This window comes from Myxococcus sp. AS-1-15 (genome assembly GCF_020037055.1).
Classification (GTDB): Bacteria; Myxococcota; Myxococcia; order Myxococcales; family Myxococcaceae; genus Myxococcus; species Myxococcus fulvus.
Genome location: NZ_JAIQDF010000003.1, coordinates 198,708 through 222,709, shown reverse-complemented (window position 1 = coordinate 222,709; position 24,002 = coordinate 198,708). Strand labels below are relative to the sequence as shown.

The 24,002-nt window shown below is 65.8% G+C and carries 11 protein-coding genes; 2 read left to right on the top strand and 9 right to left on the bottom strand.

Features of this window, described 5'->3' with window-relative positions; all coding sequences use genetic code 11:
- Nucleotides 1–18: 18 nt before the first annotated feature.
- The 8 genes from K8625_RS10365 to K8625_RS10330 form a co-directional block, all read right to left on the bottom strand.
- Nucleotides 19–204 carry a hypothetical protein gene (locus K8625_RS10365; RefSeq protein ID WP_223782613.1) on the bottom strand — a complete coding sequence of 62 codons (186 nt, stop codon included), beginning with the start codon at nt 202–204 and terminating at the stop codon, nt 19–21.
- Nucleotides 205–878: 674 nt separating this feature from the next.
- Nucleotides 879–7,715: an RHS repeat-associated core domain-containing protein gene (locus K8625_RS10360; RefSeq protein ID WP_223782612.1), complete on the bottom strand. Its 6,837-nt coding sequence runs from the start codon at nt 7,713–7,715 to the stop codon at nt 879–881.
- A gap of 64 nt (nt 7,716–7,779) precedes the next feature.
- Complete coding sequence (locus K8625_RS10355) at nt 7,780–9,474, bottom strand: putative metal-binding motif-containing protein (RefSeq protein ID WP_223782611.1); 1,695 nt, start codon at nt 9,472–9,474, stop codon at nt 7,780–7,782.
- A 297-nt stretch (nt 9,475–9,771) separates the two neighbouring features.
- Nucleotides 9,772–10,506 carry a cyclopropane-fatty-acyl-phospholipid synthase family protein gene (locus tag K8625_RS10350; RefSeq protein ID WP_223782610.1) on the bottom strand — a complete coding sequence of 245 codons (735 nt, stop codon included), beginning with the start codon at nt 10,504–10,506 and terminating at the stop codon, nt 9,772–9,774.
- A gap of 189 nt (nt 10,507–10,695) precedes the next feature.
- The gene (locus K8625_RS10345; protein ID WP_223782609.1) at nt 10,696–10,881 is read right to left on the bottom strand and encodes a hypothetical protein; all 186 of its coding nucleotides are present in this window, start codon (nt 10,879–10,881) and stop codon (nt 10,696–10,698) included.
- Nucleotides 10,882–10,888: 7 nt separating this feature from the next.
- A complete protein-coding gene (locus K8625_RS10340) occupies nt 10,889–17,932 on the bottom strand; it encodes an RHS repeat-associated core domain-containing protein (protein WP_223782608.1) in 7,044 nt (2,347 codons plus the stop codon).
- A gap of 31 nt (nt 17,933–17,963) precedes the next feature.
- Nucleotides 17,964–19,418 carry a putative metal-binding motif-containing protein gene (locus K8625_RS10335; RefSeq protein WP_223782607.1) on the bottom strand — a complete coding sequence of 485 codons (1,455 nt, stop codon included), beginning with the start codon at nt 19,416–19,418 and terminating at the stop codon, nt 17,964–17,966.
- A gap of 487 nt (nt 19,419–19,905) precedes the next feature.
- On the bottom strand, nt 19,906–21,384 hold the full coding sequence (locus K8625_RS10330) for an amino acid permease (protein ID WP_223782606.1): 1,479 nt from the start codon (nt 21,382–21,384) through the stop codon (nt 19,906–19,908).
- 354 nt (nt 21,385–21,738) lie between these two features.
- On the opposite strand from K8625_RS10330, the gene K8625_RS10325 reads away from it, so the two are divergent.
- The gene (locus tag K8625_RS10325; protein ID WP_223782605.1) at nt 21,739–22,908 is read left to right on the top strand and encodes a DUF6183 family protein; all 1,170 of its coding nucleotides are present in this window, start codon (nt 21,739–21,741) and stop codon (nt 22,906–22,908) included.
- Here K8625_RS10325 and K8625_RS10320 read toward each other — a convergent pair.
- Nucleotides 22,897–23,214, bottom strand: a complete 318-nt coding sequence (locus K8625_RS10320; RefSeq protein ID WP_223782604.1) for a hypothetical protein — start codon at nt 23,212–23,214, stop codon at nt 22,897–22,899. The genes K8625_RS10325 and K8625_RS10320 overlap by 12 nt on opposite strands.
- A 157-nt stretch (nt 23,215–23,371) precedes the next feature.
- Between K8625_RS10320 and K8625_RS10315 the strand changes: the two genes are divergently transcribed.
- The gene (locus K8625_RS10315; RefSeq protein ID WP_223747059.1) at nt 23,372–23,992 is read left to right on the top strand and encodes a DedA family protein; all 621 of its coding nucleotides are present in this window, start codon (nt 23,372–23,374) and stop codon (nt 23,990–23,992) included.
- Nucleotides 23,993–24,002: the final 10 nt, after the last annotated feature.

Below are 24,002 nucleotides of genomic sequence, written 5' to 3'. Positions count from 1 at the left end.
TGCGAGCCCCTCTCGCTGTTAGCGAGGCGTGTTCGCATCCTCTTCGTTGTGCAGGTCGTAGACGGTGCGCGTGCCGTGCTTTTCCTCGAGAAGATTGAAGGCCTCTTCGCCGTCTACCGCCATCACGGTCACCGGTGTTCCAGGCCAAATGAGGTCAGGGGTCCAGATGAACGCTTTGTACTCTTTCAATCTCTTCTTCGTCATGATTGTGCCGTTTTGATGAGTGAGAGGCAGGCCCCCACAAGGGCAAGAGACTTCGATGATGGTCCCCTGTTATTGGAGGGTTTCGTTGATTTGGGCGATGGTCGGTACGGCGTGAAAGGGGAAAGGCAAGATGCGCTGGTTTCCATGTCGAAGACATGGCCCGCAGCCCCTGGAGAGATGCTGCGTGCACTTCTCCAGGAACACGGAAGAGAGTTTTCGATGTTGCATGTGTGTTCATGGAGAAGTGAGCTGGCTGCTGTCGGTGCACCTATTGCTTGACGAAATAGCCAGCCTTGTCTGGGTCCGCCGAGATGGCTACACGGCCGCCTTGTTCTTCTATGTAGGGGATCCATTTCGTCTGTCCCCGATCCATCCAGTCGGGCGTGAACCCATCGAAAACGATAGCCGTTCCCGATGTGTCGGTAATGGCTGTCCAATGCCCCTCTTCCCGTTGTGGCTGATTATTTTGAGTGAATGTATGAAGATAGGTTCCATCTTCCCTGAGGACGATGGTTCCATTGATTTCTCGCGAGTTGGCAGTATATGTGCCAACGAGTGATGCGGCCGAGTGCCGGGATTTCGAGCGTTCTTGGGGGCACGCGAAACTGAATGCGAGGAGGAGTGAGAGCGGGAGAAAGCGAAGGTTCATGGCGGCTTGCGACACAGGGCATGGTCTATGGTTCCGACTCCGGCATATTCTGGTCCTTCGGAGGTATCCCTGGCAAGGGCTCTCTCCAGGTGAAGGTCTGGTAGGTGTTGCCAAAGGGGAGTCCCCAATTGGGGAATTCAATTCTGGCGCGTACTGCGAGCGTGTACAGAAAGATTCTCAGTATTGGATTCTTCGCGTCCAGAATTGGCCACCGTTCCCAACTCGGAGTGGTGTTCGCGGCGCCGGTGTCCATGTTGTTGCGTCGGGCGGATGTGAGCGACGTGGTGTTAAATAGGGTGACTGTCATTGATTTCTGATCTGGATGCGGTTTGAAGCTGGCTCCGTGGGTGCCAATCCAGAATGGGTAGTGCATTTCGTCGGGGTTGCTGATTCGAAGGATGGCGTCTTCGTATTTGCCGCTGAGTATGCTTGCTTTTTCGTATCGTTCACGTGCGGTTCGATAGTCGGCTGTATCCCTCATGAGCCTTGCAGGAAGGGATCCGTCTTCGTAGTTTGTGTTGACCGGCCCGATACCTGTTGCCCAGGTAAGAATGAGTTTGGCTGCGAAGATTGTGCCGATTGGTTTGAGGGCGGCAGGGACGTCATAGCCTGCCATGATTGAGGTAAGTGTGGATTTGTGTGTCCGCTCGTCCTCTTTTGAAAATGATGCCAAGGGGGATACTTGGCCGCGAGCGCTGGGGCCGGAACTCTGCCCGATGTCGTTTGTGTGATGCGCGTCAGGCTGCGCCTTGGCATCGTCGAGCGCTTGAACGCTAGGAACCTTGCTATTGGCGCTGGGCAGGTACAAGGATGGGCCCGGCATGGACAGGTGTCGCTCCAGCGCGCTCGTGATAATACTCTGGTGTGACTGAGGCGCCCCGGTCCAACCTCCTCCCCAACTGCTGACCAGCTCCCCGCCATACGGCGTGAAGCCGCTGGGGTCCGTGTAGCGCAGGGGGTTGTTGAGGACGTACGAGTACGCGTTGTAGGCCTGAGCGGAGCCCGGCTCGGCGATGACCGGGTCCACGCTGAGGAACTTCATCATCCGCGGGTCGTAGATGCGCCCGCGCATGTTGATGAGGCCCAGCTCGTCGTCCTGCTCGTGCCCGGTGAACCCTCGGCGCGCTCCCGTGTGGCTCGTCGTGGACGCCTGCGCCAGGTTCGCCGCCTGACGCTTGCCACCGAAGGGCTCGTACTTGATGCGCTCGAGCACTGCGCCCGAGGCATCCGTCACCGTGTCGGGGCTGCCCTGCGGGTCGTTGAGGAAGTAGCGAGTGGACTCCGACGTCGAGCCCTCCTGCCAGGACACCTCGGCGACGACGCCCTCGGGGCTGGGGATGCTGACGATGTGGGTGACCGTCGAGCCCTGCTTGCGGCGCTGGTAGAGGCCACCGACGTAGACGGTCTCATCCTGCCCATTGTCGGAGTACTTGCGGACGCGGGTGCCCGAGGCGTCGTAGTCGAAGCGGACGGTGCCGCTCGACGAGGTGATGCTCTCGGGCAGGTTGGCCGGGGTGTACTGGACCGAGCGCACCAGCGCGCCCTGGGCATCGCGCATCGCGAGCTGGTTGCCGCGGTGGTCGTACTCGTAGGTGAAGGACTCGGCGCCCAGCTGGGCCTGCTTGACGGCGTGGGGGCCGCCCGAGGTGCCGCCAGTGTACTGGAAGCTCGCGGAGGGCTCTGTGCCGGTGACAGGCGAGCGGCTGAGCATGTTGCCGAGCTTGTCGTACTGGAACTGGACATCGAGCGTCTGGCAGTTCTGCTGGACCTTCCAGCGCTCGAGCCGGTCCAGCGCGTCGTAGGTGTACTTCTGCGTGACGCCGACCATGAGGTCGTGACGCGCGGAGAGGTTGTCGTTGTAGGTATAGTCGTAGGCGAGGCTCTGGATTTTGTTTCCGCCGTGGCGAGCCTCCTGAAAGCGCAGCCGCCCTTGGCTGTCGTACTGAAAGCTCCTGGCAACGCCATTGCCGTAATGGGCCGTCTTGAGTCGACCCATGCTGTCTCTTGCGTACGCTCGCCAGTAGATGGCAAACGGGCTTGAAATGCTAGTCGAGTAGATGGTCGCGAGACTCCCTTGATTCATGAAGGAGTACTCCAATGTCATGGGCACTCCATTGCGCGCGACCGGGTAGGTGAGCCGCTTCACTCGCCCGAAGTCATCGTATTCGCGACTCATCACCAGTGTCTCGCCGCCTACTCTCAACGCAGTATCCGTCTCGCGCCCGAACGGGTCGTACACATGGTCCTTGATGACGACGCCATCGGAGTCGCCAACAGGCGTACGGGTCGTGCGTGACAGGCGTCGCATCGCACCCGGACCACTGTCATAGACGTAATCCAGACGCTCCTTTTCGTTGGTCGCCGAAAGAACCCGCCCCAGGAGATCGCGCTGATACGTGGTCGTCAACCGGCCCGTCGTCCCAGAGGGCGCGTCAGACTGACTCTTGAGCTCACCAAAGGCGTTGTAGAGGAACAGTCTTGTCCCCGCGCTGGGGTCGACCGTGCGCTCCAATCGTCCAGACGCATCGTAGAAGTGGGAACTCCGGTTCCCAGCAGGGTCGTCAACATGTTCCAGTCGCCCGAAGGGACCGTAGGTGTAGGCCATGGTTGCTTCCAGGGCTGTTCCGGGTGCCTCGGTTGTCCGGGTCATCAGCCCGCGGAAGTCGACGAGCGTCCGCTTCATCTGTCCGGCCGCGTCGAACGAGACCGCCTGCGAAATGTAGGGCGCAGTCGCTGCGTACAAACGTGTCTCGACGAGCATGCCGCGAGGCCCGGTGGTCGAGTCGCCAACGCGGCGTGCCGTGACTCGCCCAAGCGGGTCGTACTCGAATGCCTCCCAGGACGACATCTCCGTACTCAGTCGAGGGGCTTCCTGCTTCACCACGCGACCCAGGTCGTCATAATCGATGGTGGAGAGCACGGTCTGTCCATCGAATCGCGGCGCGCGGTGCGACACCGGGCGGCCGAGGGCGTCGAACGAGGTCGTGGCCTCAGTCACCCCTGCCGCGCCAGTATTCGTGTCTGCCTGGACGCGGAGCTGGGGCGTCGAGCCCTGCCACTCGTAGAAGCTGCGCACGATGGACTTGTTCGCAGGTGCAGACGATGGCCCTTGATAAAGCGGAGTCGCGATTCGCTCACGACCGAAGCCATCATATTGAACGCGCGTATGGACCCCGTTGGGGTCTTCCGTCTGCGCAAGAACGCCGAGACCTGGATGGAAGAGGTAGCGCCAGGTCGCGCCTCCTGCATCCGTCGTTGACGCAAGCTGCGTCTGGTCGAGGCTGTCGTATGTCACGGACCCGGTGCGCACTTCACCACTGCCGTGCTGGGAGACTCGCACGACGAGGCCTCTGTCGTTGCGGGTGAAGAAGGTCTTGAGGTGTGCTTCGGAGGTTGTAGGCGTCACGGACTCCCCAGAAAGGGAAGGCTCGGTCTCAGTGCTCGCAACCTCGCCAAGAGCACCATAGGTCATCCGCTGAGTATGGATATTCGTGGACTCGGGTTGCCCGGAGCAGCCAAGCGAGATGGCTCTGGCGCAGGACATCCATGACGTCGCAACAGTCCAGTCGCCTGCGGGGAGCCAGGTCGCTGCGTCGAAGGTGCCGGGCGTCGTCAGGGTCTTGACCTGTTCGGTCTTGTCTGCTCCATGGGTCAGTACCGTGTGCGAAATCGGTGTTCCATGGGCATCGAGCTCAACGATCGTCTCCGTCTCGGAAACGACTGTGGAGAGGGTTCCCTTGACCTCGCGTACAACCTCTACGAAACGACGTGCATACTGCTGATAGGTAAGAGCATAGGCGTGCTGGATGCGGGCATACGTCCAGGTTCGCTGCGTCTGGAGGGCCGTGTTCAAATCCACTTGGATCTCGACGTTCTCCTCGACAGGAAGATGTGCCTGGAGGGACGAACTCCTCTGATCAGCTCCTGGCACCATGGAGACGTTGTCGTAGCGTGTCGTGGTGCGAGCGCCTGTCACTTCGTCGACGACGACGCGTTGACCAAACCCCAGCCATCCCAGGCCGCGCATGTCGGAGAGTCCATCTCGATAGAGATAGTGCCAGCGGCGGGTACGCCGCCCATCCATCATGAGGGAGAGGCGTGCGACAACGCGCGTCGTCTCCGGTACTGCTCGAAGCCACCACTGCTCCGTGATATTGGATTTCGAGTAGAACGGCTCTGTGGCAACACCTACGCCGGTTGGGTTGGCTTGGGACAAGGGCGCATAGTCGAACGTGTAGTTCGCATTCTGGTTGAAATTGACGGACTTGAGGACATCGGTCGCGCGGGTACGAAACGCTACGCGCAGTTGATTGCCCTGCCGGAAGGTGAAGTCCAACAACCCGTCATTGTTGACGTCGACGACCTGTGCCCATTCCAGGTTGTCGCCGCTGAGGACGGAACTCAGCTTCTCCGTTCGTGCAAAATCGCCTCGGGTTCCCGCGAGCCAGAGTTGCACTGGCTCACCCTTCTTGAAAATCGCCAGGTCGATCCGGCCATCTCCGTCGAAGTCCCCATGCTCCGTCTTGGCTCCAAGGAGCATCTGCGAAAGATCGCTTGGAAGCACGACCTTGGTGGATTCGAGAAATCCGTTGCCGGAGTTGTGCTGCACCCATCGCTCGGGCGCAGGGTCCAGGAAGTACATCTGCCCGAGTGTGACAGCATCTCGCAGTCCATCGCCGTTGACGTCGATGAAGTCAAAAGTGAATGAGTAAGGGTTGTTGAGGAACGGGTTCCATTCGGGAGGTGTCCGGACCGTTGTCAGAGCGGGTTCAAGCGATGCGATGTCCGGGTTGTTTGGTGCGTGCTCTCGATAGGAAAGTGCGGCGAGAAAGGTGTTGGTGTCGGGGCCAACTCCAAGCAGGTTCATCTTGCCCGTGCCATCAAGGTCCGCTACGCGAACTCCGACGCGGGAGGGCTGGAAATAGCCCAGCGGGGACGCTTTAGTAGTTCGCCCTGTCGCGGGCTCTACGACAACGACACGTTGATTGGGGACGATGGAGTCTCCTGCTCCCCTGAGGTCAATGATATGTCGACCCATCCACACCCGCTCGTTCCGTCCATCGCCGTCCACGTCGAGCCAGTATTGTGAATTCGGTTCCGAGCCTGCTATCTTGGCTTTTCCGTATCCGCGGGGAATGTGTCCATATGCGGGGGCAAGCCTGCCTTCGGGATTGGAGAGAGGATTCTCCACAAAGACATCCCAGAAACATGAGAGCGGAGTGACAGAGGACCGGCCCATCCCGTTCCAGTCTGTGACCATGGGATACAGTCCTCGCTCATTGCGCTTCCCGCAGAAATATCCGGGGTCGTTACTCCCAAAGACGCTGTCCCAGATGTCCTCGAGCCACCCGGTTCCTTGAATGTTGAACCAGGGATGCCAGAGCGCGAATCCGGTCTCTTCCGCGAGAATGGGAGAGGTGGATGTTGCGTCTGGGTACTCAAGCAGTCGCATGACATCCCGCCAGTTTTGCTGCGTGAAGTCCGTGACCTGGCCATTGGTCGAATGGAAATCCAAGTCGTCCTCTCGAGTTTTCTCGGAGCGTACGTAGTACGCGAGGCCTTGTCGTCCTGCGCCCAGGCCGAATGCGTGGAGGCCTGCACCTGCGGCCGCTTCGCTCACGTTCACTGGCGGAGCAAGAGTGAACTCCCAGGAGCCCTGCTCCCAATCGAAAAACAAAGGCTTCTTGCAGATGCCCCCACCATCGCACTCGCCGACTTGTGTCAACAAACTGCGCTTACTGATCGCTCCCTCGGTGTACTTGAGTTCGTAGTAGCGCAGGAGGGTCATGGAAAGTGATGTCGAGCCGGGTGAAATGCCTGGGCCCCGCATGTTGATGCGGCGCAACCGAAAGTCACGGCTGACCTTCACCCCGGAAAAGTATCCAAGAAAAGTGTCAGGTCGAGTCTCATAGTCGAAAGTGACTTCTCGCTGGCCAGGCTCGAATCCGCCAGATGCTGATTTGAATTGGGTGTAGGCGATACGCGATGGCCGATGCCAGGCCCCTGTCTCAGTTCCAGGTGATGCCTGCTCGTAGAACACCTCCATGCGATTGCCGAAGCGATCTTCTATAGATGCGAGTGCCCAGGCGAGGGTCACGACATCATCGTGGTGCTCTTGAATCGCCCCGTCGTGTGGTGTGTATGCGAAATGCTGGCCCCGAAGGAGAGCGTCCTTCCGATTTCCAGCGGCCTTGCCATAAGTCCGGACGAGGCCGTCTCGTCCTAGGACTTCGAAGGTGTTTGGGTCCGCGGTGCTGTCGCCGGCGGGAATGCGAATGGAGGCGTATGAGTCGCGTTCCGTCTTGAACTCTCTCAATCCAGAGCGTACGAGTCGCATGCCGTCGAGGCAATAGGTCTTCGTGTAGCGATTGCTGTCGCTGGGATTCGCGTAGTTCGTCAGGTCGATCGCGTGGAGCTTGTTGTCTCGGGCAATGGTGTTGGGACAAAGAGTGATCTGCGACAGCCCCGCGAGGTTGAAGCCCGGGCCGAGAATGCCGTCGCTCCCCTGGCTGTCGTAGACGATGGAGAGAGAGGGCTGGATTCCCGCTCGACCGGGAGGAACCCAGAGGGGAATGGACACCGCGGCTGACCCGCTGGCCGTGACGTCGGCCGAGAACGGGATGGCCCCTGGCGTCGACTGCCCCGCCGGCCCCGTGGCGAGAATCGTGTCCTGTCTCAGTTCAAAAGGAATGTTCTGCGACGCCCCCAGTGCCTTGGCGTGCTGCGCGCTGCGCTCTTCCTCCTGCTCCCGAGGACTGGATGGCGCGCAGCTGACGAGCTGGGTTCCGTAGAGAAAAAGCATGACGTGCGCGGCGACAAACCTGCGCAACGAGGAATGATGATGGGATTTTTCCGGACTCATGAGGGCAATGGACTCCGAGCAGGACGGAGGGCTTCCGCCTGGGGATGCAGTCAATGGACTCGTGTCACTGGCACTGCGACTGTTCGCAGATGCCCGCTTCGTCGATGTTCGCGTTGCAGTTGTTGTCGATGCCGTCACAGACTTCCGCGGCGCCGGGCCTCACGGTGGACCGGGTGTCATCACAGTCTCCGCCAACTCGAGTCGTGCCCTCGGGCTGGCGGCACGCTCGTGTGCTCACCCAGGTGGCGCCATATCCGTCTTGATCCCGGTCGGCGTAGAAGTCGAGCCATGCATTCGAGTGGGTCGAGTCGTCAGCCAGCCCATTGCAGTCTTCGTCGATGCCGTTGGCGCAGACTTCCGGGGCTGGGGCTCCGGGAACGCACATGCCGTAGTCTCCCCACTCGCACACTTCTCGTGGAGGCTTGCCGTCACGACTCGGCTCCATCCAGCATGCCGTGGTGCAGGCGGGGACACTTCGCGCGCACGCTCCTACGCCACAGGTCTTCGGAGGGACATCGTCCACCTGCCCATTGCAGTTGTTGTCGATCTGGTCGCAGATCTCCCCGGAGGGAGGCAGCGGCGTGCAGGACTGCTCGACTCCGTTGCGACATGCGGGAACGCTGTTCGCGCATGCACCGACGCCGCAGGTCTTCTGGGCCGAGGGATGAACCGCGGCGTTCTTGTCGTTGCAGTCCAGGCTGTTCAGGGACGCCCCAGGAGGGACGCTGCAGCCACTTCCGATGGGGGCACTTGCCGCACCGAATCCGTCGCCATCCTCATCGCGGTAGAACGTCAGTTGCACGCCTTCGTCCGTCATCCCATTGCAGTTGTCATCGGCCCCATTGCAGACCTCGGCGGGCTTGGGGGTGCCAGGGACGCAGAAGTTGGATCTCCAGGTGCAGACCTCGACGGGGGGCTTCCCGTCATGGCGCTCTTCCAGTTCGCAGATATTGGCGCACGCGGGCACCGTGCGCTGGCAGGCTCCAACACCGCAGGAGAGCGGAGGAAGGTCATCCACCTGGCCATTGCAGTTGTTGTCGAGCTGGTCGCAGACCTCCTCGGTGGGAAGCCGGGGCGTACAGACCTGCTCGACTCCATTGATGCAGGCCTGGATGCTGGTCGCGCAGGCTCCGATGCCACAGGACTTCACGACGCCCGGCTTGACGGCGGACGAGGTGTCGTTGCAGTCGGTCGCATCCGTCACGTAGCCCGAGGGCTGGTCACATGAGTCCTTCCAGGTCGCCGGCGATCCGAAGCCATCGCCATCCGCATCGCGGTAGTATCTCCGCCACTGCCAGATGGAGGCGTTGTTGTCGTTGCAGTCGCTGTTGTTGCTGACCCAGCCGGGCTGGGCACAGGCTGCCTTCCCGACGCCCGCGCCCTTCCCGTCACCGTCCGCGTCACGGTAGAGGGTGAGAATCAGTCCTTCGTCGATGAGCCCGTCGCAGTCGTTGTCGACGCCGTCACAGACCTCCGGAGTGCATTCGGGGTCGGGGTCGGGGAACGGCTCGCAACCGTTGCAGGCCATGGGGGCAGCCATGGGGCCCGCGTCAGCCTGGGACATCGGCAGCGTGGGCTCCGAGGCGAGGACCGGTGGTGTGACGAGAAGGACGAGGAGTGCCGTGAGATGCAATGCCTGGAGCGCAAGGCGGGGTGGCGGGCGACGCGCTTGAGTCATGGTGAGCCTTCGGTCGAGCGACGAGGGTCTCGCGATGCCCTGGCTTGCGTCGGGATGGCCGTGTTCGGCCGTGCCGTCCAAGTGGGCTCGCGTGGTCCGCTGTTGTGCAACGGACGCGCCGGAGACCTTCCTCGACGGAGGGCTGCGCGGGGCTCGGCACGAGTCCGCAACACGGGACTCGAGTCCAACGCCGATGATGCACAGCTAGAAGCTTGCTGCTGGAGGGGACCAGGAAGTGGGTCGATCCAGCCTCTGCTCAGGCGATCGAACTCTCACTCTGGAATGGGTGCGCCCTGGGCGGGCCCGTGCGCCAGTGCGGCGTCCGGGCCCCGAGAGCGTCAAGCGCGTGGCTCCTTCATCAGGTCCACCGCACGGGACTCAGCCCTGGGATGCAGTCCCGGACTGGGTGAGGAACACCTTGAACTGGAGCGAGACGAAGAGGGGCTTGGGCGTCGTGAAGCCCGCCTGCCCGAGCATTCCGGCCAGGGCCGCGTCGGACTCGATGGGCGTCACCTTGGCGTCGAAGAGCTTGCGGCGGTGGTCCAGCTCCTCCTTGGGGATTCCATGGGCCCGCAGGCGGCGGAACTCCACATCCGTCAGCACCGGGTCCTTTCCGACGCGGCAGCCGATGACCAGGGGCGCTCCGGGCTTGAGCCGACGAGCCACCTCGCGCAGCAGCTCCAGGCGGGCCGCGTCCCCCTCGACATGGTGCAGGATGCCCATCATCTGCGCGCCGTCGAACGGAGGGCCCTCAGGAAGGCTCTTCAGCTCCCCCACGTGGATGTGCGTGCGAGAGAGCAACCCCTCGGTCTCCAGGCGTTTCCGGGCCACGTCGAGCATGGCCGCAGACGGGTCGATGCCCGTGAAGCGCCAGCCCGGGACATCGAAGCGCAGGTAGGGCACCAGCTCCATCCCCGTGCCCAGGCCCACGGCGAGCAGGGAGGCGTCCTGCTGGCCATCGAGCCGGGACGTCATCGCGCTGGCCACCAACTCGTACATGGCCTGGACGCCCGCGAGGCTGAGCGCGGCCTGGGCATCGTAATGAGCGGCGCGGTCCGCGCCGAAGCCCGGAACGATGTGCTGAACGGAATGGGCGGAGTGGTCGTGAGCCATGACGTGTCCTCGAAAGTCGGATGAGTCTTTCGAAGATGCGCGCCGGGCCGTCAGTCCGGTAGAGCGCGGATTCAGGCCACATCGGCGGATTGTCGGGCCGATGTCCCTCCCACGAAGAAGGGCCCGCGACCCGTGAGTCGCGAGCCCTTCCTCAACTACCTCGAACTGGCGCCTGCTGCGCCAGCCCGGTCAGCGAATCGTGTTCGCTTCCTCTTCGTTGTGCAGGTCGTGGACGGTGCCCTTGCCATGCTTCTCCTCCAACATGTCGAAGGCCTCTTCGGGGTCCGTCGCCATCACGCTCACTCGCAGGCCCGGCCGAGTGAGGTCCCGAGTCCAGATGAACCCTTTGTACTCTTTCAGCTTCTTCTGGGTCATGTCGTGCCTACCTGAAGGGCGCGAGGCAGCGGTCACTGTAGCAGAAGGCTCCGAAGATGCTCCCCTCGCTTCGGAGGATGTTCGTGATCTCCTCGGGAGACAGCTTGTTGATGTCGTGGACGGTCACGTTGGGCGCGTTTCGCCAGCGAAGCCTGTCTTCCTTGTGGAGTCTCATGTCCTGAAGCAGCCTGCCATTCGCCTGCCCATGGGTTCCTGAGAGAATCTGCACATTGCCCTTGAGGCGGGCTTCATCCACGAGGTGCGCGAAGTCCATCTGGATGATCTCCCCGTTGGAGGTCCAGACCTCTCCGCCCGCCGCGTTCTTGCTCATGGAGAAGGTGCCACGAGGTGGGAGCGTTCGACCCCTGAGCGAGCGGGTCACCTGGTTCATCGCGCTGCGCGCGCTCGAGACCGGAGCCTTGAGGACCCCTGCCACACCAGCGCCCGATTCGATGAGGGACAAGAGGCTGGCGCCAGAGGCCAGCGTGTAGAACGTGGTCTTGCCCGCGCCCACGGCGCAACCGCCCGCGTCTCCCTTGCTACAGGCCGACTTGGTCTCGAGATAGCTCTCACCCGCGGACACGAACGGGATGAACTCGTTGATGGCGAAGCTGGCCGCCGCGAGCTTGCTGACCGGCGCATAGCGGTCATAGAGCGTCGACGCATTGAGCATGCTCTCGAGCTGCGACCTCGTCATCGCCCGGCTCAGATGGCAGCCCACCATCGGACCGCACGGGACCTTGTCGGCGACCGCGTTGAACGTGCTCGACGCCGTCGTGAGCAGGGACGTCAACCCGGACCTGGACGACCCCGAGCTCTGTCCGATGTCGTTCGTGTGACGCGCATCGGGCTGGGTCCTCGTGTCATCCAGCGACTGGATGCTGGGCACCTTGAAGTCGACGCTGGGCAGGTACAGGGACGGGCCCGGCATGGACAGGTGGCGCTCCAGTGCGCCCATGATGCGGCTCTGGTGCGACTGCGGCGCTCCCGTCCAGCCACCCCCCCAACTGCTGACCAGCTCCCCGCCATACGGCGTGAAGCCGCTGGGGTCGGTGTAGCGCAGGGGGTTGTTGAGGACGTACGAGTACGCGTTGTAGGCCTGAGCGGAGCCCGGCTCGGCGATGACCGGGTCCACGCTGAGGAACTTCATCACCCGCGGGTCGTAGATGCGCCCGCGCATGTTGATGAGCCCCAGCTCATCGTCCTGCTCGTGCCCGGTGAACCCCCGGCGCGCGCCGGAGTGGTTCGTCGCGGAGGCCTGCGCCAGGTTCGTCGCCTGACGCTTGCCGCCGAAGGGCTCGTACTTGATGCGCTCGAGCACCGCGCCCGAGGCATCCGTCACCGTGTCGGGGCTGCCCTGCGGGTCGTTGAGGAAGTAGCGCGTGGACTCCGACGTCGAGCCCTCCTGCCACGACAGCTCGGCGACGACGCCCTCGGGGCTGGGGATGCTGACGATGTGGGTGACCGTCGAGCCCTGCTTGCGGCGCTGGTAGAGGCCACCGACGTAGACGGTCTCATCATCTTGCCCGTTGTCGGCGTACTTGCGGACGCGGGTGCCGGAGGCGTCGTAGTCGAAGCGGACGGTGCTGCTCGGCGCCGTGCTGCTCGACGAGGTGATGCTCTCGGGCAGGTTGGCCGGGGTGTATTGCACCGAGCGCACCAGCGCGCCCTGGGCATCGCGCATCGCGAGCTGGTTGCCGCGGTGGTCATACTCGTAGGTGAAGGACTCGGCGCCCAGCTGCGCCTGCTTGACGGCGTGGGGGCCGCCCGAGCTGCCGCCGGTGTACTGGAGGCTCGCGGAGGGCTCCCAGCCGGAGACAGGCGAGCGGCTGAGCAGGTTACCGACCGGGTCGTACTGGAACTGCACGTCGAGCGTCTGGCAGTTCTGCTGGACCTTCCAGCGCTCGAGCCGGTCCAGCGCGTCGTAGGTGTACTTCTGCGTGACGCCGACCATGAGGTCGTGGCGCGCGGAGAGGTTGTCGTTGGCCGTGTACTCGTAGGCCAGGCGCTGGACGTCGGTGAGGTGCTTCTTGGCCTCGGTGAAGCGCAGCCGTCCCTGCGTGTCGTAGCGGAAGACGCGCGAGACACCGTTGCCGTAGTGGGCCGTCTTGAGCCGGCCCATGCTGTCGCGCTCGTAGGCCCGCCAGTAGGTCGTGATGCTGTTGGAGCGGTAGACGCTCGAGAGCTCACCCCGGTCGGTGTACGAGTAGTTGATGGAGAAGGGCTGACCGTTGAGCTGCGCCGGATAGGTGAGGCGACCGACGCGACCGTAGTCGTCGTACTCACGACCCAGGCTGCGCGTGGTGCCGGCCACCTTCTGGGAGAGGCCCGTCTCCCGGCCGTACACGTCGTAGAGATAGGCGGTGTCGACGGCCTCCACCGAGGTCCCCACGGGCGTGCGGCTCGCGCGGGTCAGCCGCCCCTTTCCCCCCGGGCCCTCGTCGTACCAGTACTGGAGGGACTCCTTCGGATTGGTCGCCGTGAGGACACGGCCGAGCAAGTCCCGCTCGTACGTGGTGGTGATGCGGCCGGCCGCTCCCTCCGGCGCGTCGGAGTGGCTCTTGAGTTCACCGAAGGCGTTGTAGACGAACAGCCGCGTCCCGGAGTTGGGGTCGACCGTGCGCTCCAGCCGCCCCACGGCGTCATAGAAGCGCGAGCTGCGAATGTTAGCCGGGTCATCCGTGTGCTCCAGGCGGCCGAAGGCGCCGTAGGAGTACTTCATGGTGGCGGCCTTCGCCGTGCCCAGGGCCTCGGTCGCTTCGACCATCAGCCCGCGGAAGTCGGTGAGCGACTTCTTCACCTGTCCGAGCGCATCCGTCGACGTCGCCTGGGCCGAGTAGGGCTGGGGCGCCGAATAGGCGATGCCCTCGAGGAGCCTCCCGTTGGGTCCCGTGCTCCCATCCGCGAAGCGGCGCGCCGTGACGCGGCCGAGCGCGTCGTACTCGTGCAACTCCCAGGTGGGCGGCTCGGTGCTGGTCCTGGGCAGCTCCGTCTTCACCACGCGCCCGAGCACGTCGTAGGTGAGCGTGGTGGTCACCGGCTGACCATCGAAGCGCGGGGACTGGGTCGTCACCGGTCGGCCCATCGTGTCGAACCGGATGACGGTCTCGTCGAACACGCCGTTGCCCGTGGCGACCCGCGTCCGGTGCTGCGGCAGCGTGCCGTTCCACTCGTAGAACGTCTCGACGATGGACCTGTTGGCCGGCGCCGCCGAGGGGCCCTGGTACAGCGGCGTCACGATGCGCTGGCGGCCGAAGCCGTCATACTGGAGGCGCACGTGGGCGTCGTTCGGGTCCTTCGTCTGGGCGAGCACGCCCAGGCCCGGATGGAAGAGATACCTCCAGGTGAGCCCTTCCGCGTCCGTGGTGCTCGCCAACTGGGTCTGGTCGACGCCGTCGTACGTCACCGTCTCGGAGCGGGTGACGCCGTTCGCGCCCTGCTGGGAGACCTGCTCGACCAGTCCCTTGGCGTTCCGCGCGAAGGTGGTCTTCAGATAGGTCTCGGACGTCGTCGCCGTCGAGGACTCGTTGACGAGCGACGGCTCGTTCTCGGTGGACGACACCTGTCCCTGGGCGTCGTGGGTCACCTTCATCGTCCGGACGTTGGCGGCAGCGGGTTGACCCGCGCAGCCCGGGCTGTTCGGGAGCAGTCTGTCGCAGGACATCCACGAGGTCGTGATGGTCCAGGTGCCTCGGGGCAGCCAGGTGGCGGCGTCGAAGTCCGGCGTCGTGACGACCTGCTCCTGCTCGGTCGTCAAGGCGCCGTGGGTGAGCACGGTCCGCGACACCGGCGTGCCGTAGGCATCCAGCGTGGTGAGCGTCTCCTTCTCGGACACGGGCGTCACCGCGCCGCCCCGGCGCTCGCTGACGGTCTCCGAGATGCGCGTGGCGTACTGCTGATAGGTCGCGGCATACGGCTGCGCCACCGTGCGCGCGTACGTCCACTGGCGCTTCGTCTCGAGCCGGGTGTTGGCGTCGAGCGGGACTTCGGTCAGCTCCTCCACCGGGAGGTGGGCCAGCGGCGCGATGGCCTTGCGCTCGGTGCCCTCCTTCGCCGAGACGTTGTCGTAGGTCGTCGTGGTGCGAGCCCCCGTCACCTCGTCGATGACGATGCGCTGGCCGAAGCCCTTCCAGCCCAGGCCGCGCGTATCGGAGAGCCCGGTGCGGTACAGGTGCCGCCAGCTCTGGATGCGCTGCTCGTTGGAGTTGACGGACAGGCGCGAGACGACGCGCATCGACTCCGGCGCCAGGCGCAGCCACGGGGTCGTGGTCGTCTCCGTGTAGTTCCGCAGGTAGAAGGGCTCGCTCGGCGTGACGGCGCCGTGCGGGTTGGCCTGGGAGAGCGGCGCGTACTCGAACGAGTAGCTCAGGCCGGAGTAGCCCTGGTACGTGGCGAGCTGCACGTTGCCGTGCACCCGCTTGAGCTCGTCCACCGGCTTCTGGCGCCGGGCGATGCGCAGCTCGTTGCCCACGCGATAGGTGAGGTCCAAGAGGCCGTCGTTGTTGACGTCGATGACCTGCGACCAGTCCTTGCTGTCGCCGCTGGAAGGAATCGACAGGTTCAACAGCTGGGTGAACTCACCCCGCGGGCCCGCCAGCAGCACCTGGACGGGATGGCCCGGACGGAAGACCGCCAGGTCCACGCGACCGTCCCCGTCGAAGTCGCCGTGCTCGGTCTTCGCGCCCAGGAGCGCGGTCTTGAAGCTCTCCGGGAGCTCCGTCTCACGCATCTCCGTGAAGCCCTTGCCCGTGTTGAACTGGACCCGGAGCTTGAGCTGGGTGTCGGTCGCCTGCAGCTGTCCCAGCGTCACCGCGTCCTGGAGGCCGTCGCCGTTGACGTCGATGAAGTCGAAGGTGAAGGCGTAGAGGCTCGGGAAGAAGAACGGCAGGCCGGGCGGCCGGCGCAGCGTGGTCGGCACGATGTTCAGCTGGCCCGCGGTGGTGCTGCCCGAGGTCACCTCCCGGAAGCTGACCGCATCCAGGAAGCTGCTCGCGTCCGGGTGCGAGCCCAGGCCCACCAGGCTCAGCTTGCCGGTGCCGTCCAGGTCCGCCACGCGCACGCCCGCGCGTGTGCTCTGGGCGTAGAGCGCCGGTGACATGGTGTTCGCCCGGGTGGCGGGCACCATGGGCGGACGCATCGTGGAGGGGACGGGCTGGGTGATGACGACCCGCCGCACGATTTGACTGTTCGGGTTGCTCGTATCCTCGAGGTCGACCTGGTGCCGGCCCACCCACACGCGCTCGTTGCGCCGGTCACCATCCACGTCCAGCCAGTACTGGGGATTCAGCTCGGAGCCGACCCAGTGGATTTCATTGACCGTCCGCGAGACCTGATGCGCATAGGCGGGCGTGAGGTAGGGGCTGCCCGGGAACACGTTCCAGGCGCACGAGAGGCCCACCACCGAGGAGCGGCCCGAGCCGTCCCAGTCCGTGACCAGGGGGAAGAGGTTGCGCTCCGCGCGATTGCCGCAGAAGCGGTTGGAGTCTCCGCCGCCGAAGGGACCGCCATCCGCGTCGAGATAGGGATACCAGAGGACCAGGCCGCTGGCCTCTGACGAGTCGAGCGTGGTGGAGGCGGCGTCCGGGTACTGCAACAGCCGCATCCGGTCCTCCCAGTTCTGGATGGTGACGTCCGTGACGTACTCGGGGGGGCCCAGGTCGCGCTCCTGCATGAGGACGGAGCCGGTGAAGTACGCGAGGCCCTGACGGCCCGCGCCCAGCCCGAAGGCGCTGAGCCCCGCGCCCGCCTTCGCGTTGCTCACGTTGACCGTGGGCAGGTAGTCGAAGTCCCAGGAGCCCTGCTCCCAGTCGAAGCGGACGGGCGTCTTGCAGACGTCGGCGCCATCGCACTCGCGCAGCTCCGTCAGCAGGCTGCGCTGGCTGACGGTGCCCTGGTAGTACTTGAGCTTGTACGAGCGCAGCGCGACCTTGGAGAGCGTGCTCGCGCCGGGCGCCAGGCCCGGGCCCTTCATGTTGATGCGTGACAGCCGGAAGTCGCGTCCGACCTTCACCCCGGAGAGGTATCCGGTGAAGGTGTCCGGCCGGGACTCGTACTCGAAGGTGACCTCGCGCTGGCCCTCCTCGACGGTGACCTGCGTCGAGCCGGTCTCCGGGTTGACGACTTCGCGGCGGAAGCCGGTGTAGGTGATGCGCGACGGGCGGTGCCAGGCGACGGACGAGGCGTCGGTGGCGGGGGCCTGGTCGTAATGCACATCCATCCGGTTGCCGAACCGGTCCCGGACGGAGGCGAGCGCCCAGGTGAGGGTCACCGCCTGGTTGTCCTCCGACGTGATGGTGTTGTTGGCGCCGCGGATGGGCGTCGAGTGGAAGCCCCGGACGAGCGCGTCGTCCCGCTGCGCCCCGGAGACGGTGGTCGTCCTGCCGTAGGTCCGGATGAGCCCGTCGCGCCCCCGCACCTCGAAGGTCAACGCCTCCAGGTGGTTGCCGCCGGTGATGGTGATGGCGGTGGAGGGGTCCGCCTCCGTCGTGAACCTGTCCCAGGTGGAGCCCACCAGCCGCGAGCCATCCAGACAGTAGACGCGGGTGTAGTCCTGGACTCCTCCGGAGAGCATCCAGTGTCGCGTGTCCGCGGCCAGGAGCTTCCCGTCGCGCGCGAACGAGTTGGGGCAGAGCGTGATTTGCGACAGGCCCGCCAGGTTGAAGCCCGGGCCGAGCAGGCCGTCACTGCCCTGGCTGTCGTAGACGATGGAGAGCGAGGGCTGGATGCCCGCGCGTCCCGGTGGAGTCCAGAGCGGAATGGAGACGTTGGCCGAGCCGCCCGGCGACACGTCCGCGGTGAACGGGGTGATGCCCGGGGCCTCGGGGGTGGCGGAGGTGGTGGGGAGGATGGTGTCGGAGCGCAGCTCGAACGGGACGTTGTCGAGCGCGGCCCGGGCCCGCGCGACTTCGCCGGCGCCGCCAGGCTCGTCGGAGGGTGAGCCCGCTGGCACGCAGCCACTCAACAGCTGCGTGCCATAGAAGAACAGCATCGCGTTCGCCGCGAAGCGCTTGAGGCGCCCCGGGGGACGCGGAGGTCGTGAGTCGTGTCTCATTGGGGAAGGACCGTGATGAGTCGGAAGGGGGTTACTGGCAGAGGGACTGGTCGCAGACATTTCCTTCGTCCAGCGTCCCCGAGCAGTTGTTGTCGATGCCGTCGCAGACCTCGGCGGCGCCTGGCTTCATGTCGGCGCGGGTGTCGTCGCAATCCCCGCCCGTTCGGACCGTGCCCATGGGCTGGTAGCAGGCCCGCGTCGAGTTCCAATCCGCGCCGTAACCGTCATGGTCCTGGTCCGGATAGAAGGTCAGCCACGCGGCGCTGTTGCTCGAGTCATCGGCGATGCCGTTGCAGTCCTCGTCGATGTCGTTCGCGCACACCTCCGCGGAGGGCGCGCCGGGCGTGCACAGGCCGTACTCGCCCCACTCGCAGACCTCCTTGGGCGGCTTGTCGGGCTGGGTCTCCACCATCTCGCAGAGCTCACCGCAGGCCGGAGCGGTGCGACGGCACGCGCCCGTGCCGCAGGCGATGGTGATGTCGTCCACCGCGCCGTTGCAGTCGTTGTCCGCCTTGTCGCAAATCTCGACGCCGGGGGGACGCGGGGTGCAGGTCTGCTCCACGCCGTTGACGCAGGCCTGGACGCTGACGCGGCACTCGCCCACGCCACACTGCTTCACGGCGCCGGGCTTCACGTTGAAGTCGTGGTCGTTGCAGTCCGAGGCATTGGACGCGGCTCCGCCCGGGACGGTGCAGGCCATGCCGATGGGCGCTCCCGCGCCGTACCCGTCACTGTCGTTGTCGCGGTAGTAGGTCGTCATGACACCGTCGTCGACGGTGCCGTTGCAGTTGTCGTCGATGTTGTTGCAGGTCTCGGCCCTGGCCGGGCCCGGGGTGCAGCTGTTCGCCATCCACTCGCAGACCTCGACGGGCGGCTTGTTGGGCTGCGTCTCCACCAGCTCGCAGACGTCGGCGCAGGCGGCCACCGTGCGCTGGCAGTAGCCGGTGCCACAGGTGATGGGCGGCAGGTCGTCCACCACGCCGTTGCAGTTGTTGTCCACCTTGTCGCAAATCTCGGCGGTCGCGGGCTTGGGGACGCAGGCCTGCTCCACGCCGTTGACGCAGGCCTGGACCGTGCGCGCACACTCGCCGACGCCGCAGGACTTGATGACCCCCGGCTTCACGCCGGCGTTGGCGTCGTTGCAGTCCGTGGCGTCCGTGACGTAGCCCGCGGGGATGCCACAGGAGTCCTGCCACTGGTTGGGATTGCCGTAGCCATCTCCATCCGCGTCCCGGTAGAAGCGGCCGGCCTGCCAGACGGACGCGTTGGAGTCGTTGCAGTCCGTGTTGTTGGTGACCCAGCCGTAGTCGACGCAGCCCTGGACCGCGGCGCCCGCGCCCTTCCCGTCACCGTCCGCGTCGCGGTAGACGGTGCGCTTGACGCCCTCGTCAATCTGCCCGTCGCAGTCGTTGTCGACGCCGTCGCAGATCTCCGGGTCGCAGATGGGCTCGGGCTCGCAGTCGGGACAGCCCGGGGGCGGCAGCATCTGCGCTCCCGACTTCGCGCTGGGGCTCGAGGTGGAGCTGGAGGGCGTGCTCGCCGGGGCCGCGAGGACCAGGCTGGAGGCAAGCAATGGGAGTAATGCCAAGACATACGAAGGGAGTCGCCACACACGCGTGTGGGACCCAGGTGGTCGTTTCATGAGGTGCTTTCGTGGTGAACGAGCGGGGCGCTCGCGAGGCGCGAACGGGCGGCCATGGCGCACTGCTCGCCGTCAGACGGTGAATCCTGGCGAGTGTGCACGCGTGGGCCCGGTGCTGCGTGGACGCGCGCTTCCCTCATAAAAGAGGAATCACTCAAAAATCAAGCAGGCCACCCCATACCCAGAGAGCGCGCTCGGCCAGGAATTGCAGAGGGGCCGGGTATACGTATCGACGAATTGTCTTGGGTTGCCGGGGCTGAAAATCAGCCCGCTTTCCACGTGCTACGTCGGGATTCTTCCGGACATTGGAGCTGCAATCGGTGCGTGCCGCTCAGGGCTCGGGTTTCGCGGGTGTCGGCCGGCCGGTCCGGGAGCCCGAGCCGGCTCCAGGATGCGAGGCCCTGGGGGGCGGCTGGCGCCAGCCGGGCTTTCGCAGGGCGTAGAACACGAAGGGCACGGCGGCCAGGGAGAGGACGAGCCCAGCCAGCCGCGCCACGTAGGCCGCGGCGTTCTGCACGCCCAGCTGCTTGGGGGGCACGAAGCCGACGAGGAAGGCGAGGACACAGGCCACCAGTCCGACTCCCGCGAGCACGGGCAGCATGGGCGCCCGGTAGCCCCGCGGCAGGTCGGGCTGCGTGCGGCGCAGGCGCAGCGCGGAGAGGAACAGCAGCCCATACATGGGGATGTAGAGCTGCGTCGTCATCGCGTCGAGCGCCCAGTAGACCTGGTTGACATCCCGGGCGAAGAAGAACAGCAGCGCCAGCAGGGCCACCAGCACCGCCTGCGTGGCGAGCAGGCCCGTGGGGGTGCCGTGTGTGTTGGTGCGCTGGAAGAACGGTGGGAGCAATCCCTTGCGCCCCACGAGCAGCAGGCTGTGATTGGGGCCGAGTATCCACGTGAGCACCGTGCCCAGCGTGGCCACCAGGAACAGCACCGCGATGAGCGGCGCCACGCGCCGCATCCCGAACGTGGACAGGTAGGTCTCGAATGCCTGGATGAGCCCCGCGCTCAGGTCCACACGGGTGCGCGGCACCGCCACCGCGACGCCCAGCGTGGCGAACACGAAGATGCTGGTGGCGAGCAGCGCCATCACCACCATCGCCTTCGGATAACCGTGCCGCGCGTCGCGCATCTCCCGCACGTGCACCGCGCTCACCTCCACGCCGCCGAAGGCCAGGAAGTTGCCCACCACCAGCACGAGCCCGCCGATGCCGGACCACGGCGGCACCCAGTCGCGCGCGCCCAGCGGGGCCGCCGAGCCGTGCCCACCGACGAGATAGACCACCGCCAGCACCGACAGCAGCGCCGTGGGCAGGACGATGCCCAGAAGCACGCTCCACACCGAGAACAGCGAGGCGTGTCTCACGCCGTGCATCGCCACCGCCGCGCACAGCCCGAAGCCCACCAGCACGAAGGCGCCGTTGAACGGTCCGCTGCGCGCGAGGTCCGGCGACACCACGAAGGCCAGGTTCCCCGCCGCGAACGACAGGAGCAGCGGATAGAAGATGACGTTCTGCACCCACTGCTGCCACGCCGCGCAGAACGCCCACTTCTCCCCGAAGGCCTCGTGCACCCACGTGAAGACGCCGCCCGGCCAGGTGCTGCCCAGCTCCGCCGCGACGAAGGCCGCGGGCAGCAGGAAGACCAGCGCCGGGATGAGGTACAGCACCACCGAGCCCAGGCCGTACTCGGACATCGCCGCCACGTTCGTCAGGTTGATGACCGCCGAGGCCGACAGGAGTCCCATCGCGGGCCAGCGCATCCCGTGGCCCGGTTGCTTCGTGGACAGATGGGGGGACGGCCCTGACATGGTGGCGCTCCTCTTGGCTCAGGGAGTTCCCAATGCCACCTCGCCCCGTCAAGGTGCGCCCCGGTGGGGAACGTGCTCGAGCGGAAGCGCCGCGGCCGAGATGTGGCGTTTCGCGTGCTCGCCCGAGCCCCGCGTCCCGGTCGACAGAGCTGGGTACGGCTGGAGTGACGCAGCGACGGCGCGTTTGGGGTTGTCGGGCCGTAAATCCAGTCAGGCTTCAACGACTCCTCGCCAGGGGTTCGTGTTGCCCCTGGGATTCGTTTCAGGAGGGCGCCGTGGCACAGGGGCTCGGTGTTCCGAGGGAGAGAGGGCGGGATGCCACCGGACCCCAGTTCCCTTGTAGGATCGCATTCCATGAGTTCGACGGTGAGCGCGTTCCTCGACGACATCTCTACCCGCGACGGGCTGAAGGCGGCGCGGGCGCGAATCGACCAGCTGGGAGAAGCGCGGGCCTACCCGGCGCTGGTGGCGGTCGCGGCGGAGCTGGAGGCGCGGCTGGCCTCGACGCCCGCGGAGGGCCGGGAGCGGCTGCACGCCCTCTCGGACCACCTGGAGGAGGTGCTGGCCAAGGGCCAGGACGTGGACAGCGCCCTGACCCTCCTGGAGGTCGCCCGTCAGCCGCGTGACGCGCGCTACCAGGGACGTCTCTCCGCCGCGCGACGGGAGCAGGAGCTGGCGGCGCTCCTGGCCACCCATCGCCCCGCGACGAGCTTCGTGGAGCTGCTGTCCCTTCGACAGGGCCCCGAGGACCTGCTGGAGCTGTTCGCCTGCTGCGTCCACGAGTTCGTCCTGCGCGGCGCGGACCTGTCCTCGGTGCCCGGGGTCCTGGCGCTCCAGGAGGAGCTGTCTCGACGCGGCCATCCGCTGGCGGTGCTGCCGCTCCAGCGTCGGCGCTGGGAGTCCTCGTTCGGGCGCCTCATGGGCACGGAGGAGCTCGACCCGTACGACACGCTCGGGGAGCGGCTGTCCTCGGCGTCACGGGAGGACGAAGAGGACGAGTACACTGCGCCCGACATCCGGCTGGCGACGCAGGACGAGCCCGTGCCGCCCGGGCTCGCGGCCGTCCTGGTCTCGGAGGACGGGGAGAGGCCTCACGAGGCCATCGAGCAGCGGGTGCTCAAGCTGCGTCCCGCGCTGCCCAAGGCGCCCTCGGACACGATGACCTCGCTGCTCATCGACCTGGGCCTGCCGCTCATGAAGGACGCGGCCTTCGTGGTGTGCGAGCGGGACACGCTGTCGCGCGTGTCCGACTTCTTCTTCTCCCGGGTGGCGTCCCGCGCTCGTGGGTGGCTGGGCGCGGCGTATGGACGTCTGGCGTTGTGGCGCACGCTCGAGGCGCTCGGCGGCATCGAGGTCTCCTGGTCCAGCGATGCCCCCGAGAAGCGCTGGAACGCCTGCACCTGGTACCAGTTCAAGGGCTCCTGGCAGGACGCGCGTCCCCCTGTCATGGGGGTCGTCTGTCTTCGCCCCGGTGGGACATCGCTCGCGCTCGTCGCGGTGCGCGACACGGCGTCACTCTGGTAGGGACCTGCGCTTCCACAGGCGGAAGGCCCGCTTCGCGCCGTGGCCATCGGGGTCGCGAGGCTGGTTGAACTCCAGGAGCCGCTCGTTCTTCAGCTCGTTGGCGATGAAGCCCACCGCGCCGCCGCTCTCGTAGCCGCGCCACGTCTGGCTGCGCTGGATGGCGCCCTCGAAGAACCGCTGGCCCTCGGGCGTGTCCTCGACGAGCCCCTGGTAGACGAGGAACCGCCAGGCCTCCTCGGCATTCCCCTGGAGGTCGACGACGTGCAGCGAGGTGGTCAGCCTGTCCCAGTAGCGCGGAAGAATCATGGCGGCGACTCCGACTCCCGAGTTCGAGCGGAGCATAGCCGACGTCCCGGGCACGGTGCTGTCGTTGCACTGTTCACCAACGGCCACTCACGCTTTCCCCTCCGCGAGGGCTGCCTTATGACGGGTGCCTGGCACCTGGAGGAGGTCGTTCGCGCGGATGGTGGAATACATCGACCAGCTCATCGGGGCGCTCGGTCCCCTGGGGCTCCTGGTGTTGGGCGTGGCGGCGGCCCTGGAGTACGTGGTGCCTCCCTTCCCGGGGGACACCATCACCCTGCTGGGTGGCGTGTACGCGGTGCGCGGTGAGCAGTCGATGGTGCTCGTGTTCCTCGTGGTGACGGCGGGCAGCGTGGTGGGCGCGGCCATCAACTACGCGGTGGGCCACTGGCTGGCGGGGCGCTTCGACGCGAACCCGGGGCGCAGCTACCTGGGCATCAGCCACGCGCGGCTCTCCGAGGTGCAGTCCCGGATGCGGCGCAACGGGCCCTGGCTGCTGCTGGCCAATCGCTTCCTGCCCGGCATCCGCGGGCTCATCTTCGTCGCGGCGGGTGCCTCGCGCGTGCCGCGCATCAACGCGCTGGGGCTGGGGGCGCTGTCCGCCATGGCGCACACGGGGCTGGTGCTCGCGCTGGGGGCCGCGGTGGGCGGAAATCTGGAGCGGCTGTCGGCGCTGATGAGCCGCTACCAGTACGCCGTGGTGGGGCTGGTGGCGGTGGGCGCGGTGGCGGTGTTGGTGCGCATGTTCGCCCGGCGACGGGCTCCGGCCCCCGGGCCTTGAGTCCTCGGGA

What these genes read in the sequence shown, in the direction of transcription:
- K8625_RS10365 (WP_223782613.1), bottom strand. Translation starts at nt 204, where the DNA reads ATGACGAAGAAGAGATTGAAAGAGTACAAAGCGTTCATCTGGACCCCT.
- K8625_RS10360 (WP_223782612.1), bottom strand. Translation starts at nt 7,715, where the DNA reads ATGAGTCCGGAAAAATCCCATCATCATTCCTCGTTGCGCAGGTTTGTC.
- K8625_RS10350 (WP_223782610.1), bottom strand. Translation starts at nt 10,506, where the DNA reads ATGGCTCACGACCACTCCGCCCATTCCGTTCAGCACATCGTTCCGGGC.
- K8625_RS10345 (WP_223782609.1), bottom strand. Translation starts at nt 10,881, where the DNA reads ATGACCCAGAAGAAGCTGAAAGAGTACAAAGGGTTCATCTGGACTCGG.
- K8625_RS10340 (WP_223782608.1), bottom strand. Translation starts at nt 17,932, where the DNA reads ATGAGACACGACTCACGACCTCCGCGTCCCCCGGGGCGCCTCAAGCGC.
- K8625_RS10335 (WP_223782607.1), bottom strand. Translation starts at nt 19,418, where the DNA reads ATGCTGCCGCCCCCGGGCTGTCCCGACTGCGAGCCCGAGCCCATCTGC.
- K8625_RS10330 (WP_223782606.1), bottom strand. Translation starts at nt 21,384, where the DNA reads ATGTCAGGGCCGTCCCCCCATCTGTCCACGAAGCAACCGGGCCACGGG.
- K8625_RS10325 (WP_223782605.1), top strand. Translation starts at nt 21,739, where the DNA reads ATGAGTTCGACGGTGAGCGCGTTCCTCGACGACATCTCTACCCGCGAC.
- K8625_RS10320 (WP_223782604.1), bottom strand. Translation starts at nt 23,214, where the DNA reads ATGATTCTTCCGCGCTACTGGGACAGGCTGACCACCTCGCTGCACGTC.
- K8625_RS10315 (WP_223747059.1), top strand. Translation starts at nt 23,372, where the DNA reads ATGGTGGAATACATCGACCAGCTCATCGGGGCGCTCGGTCCCCTGGGG.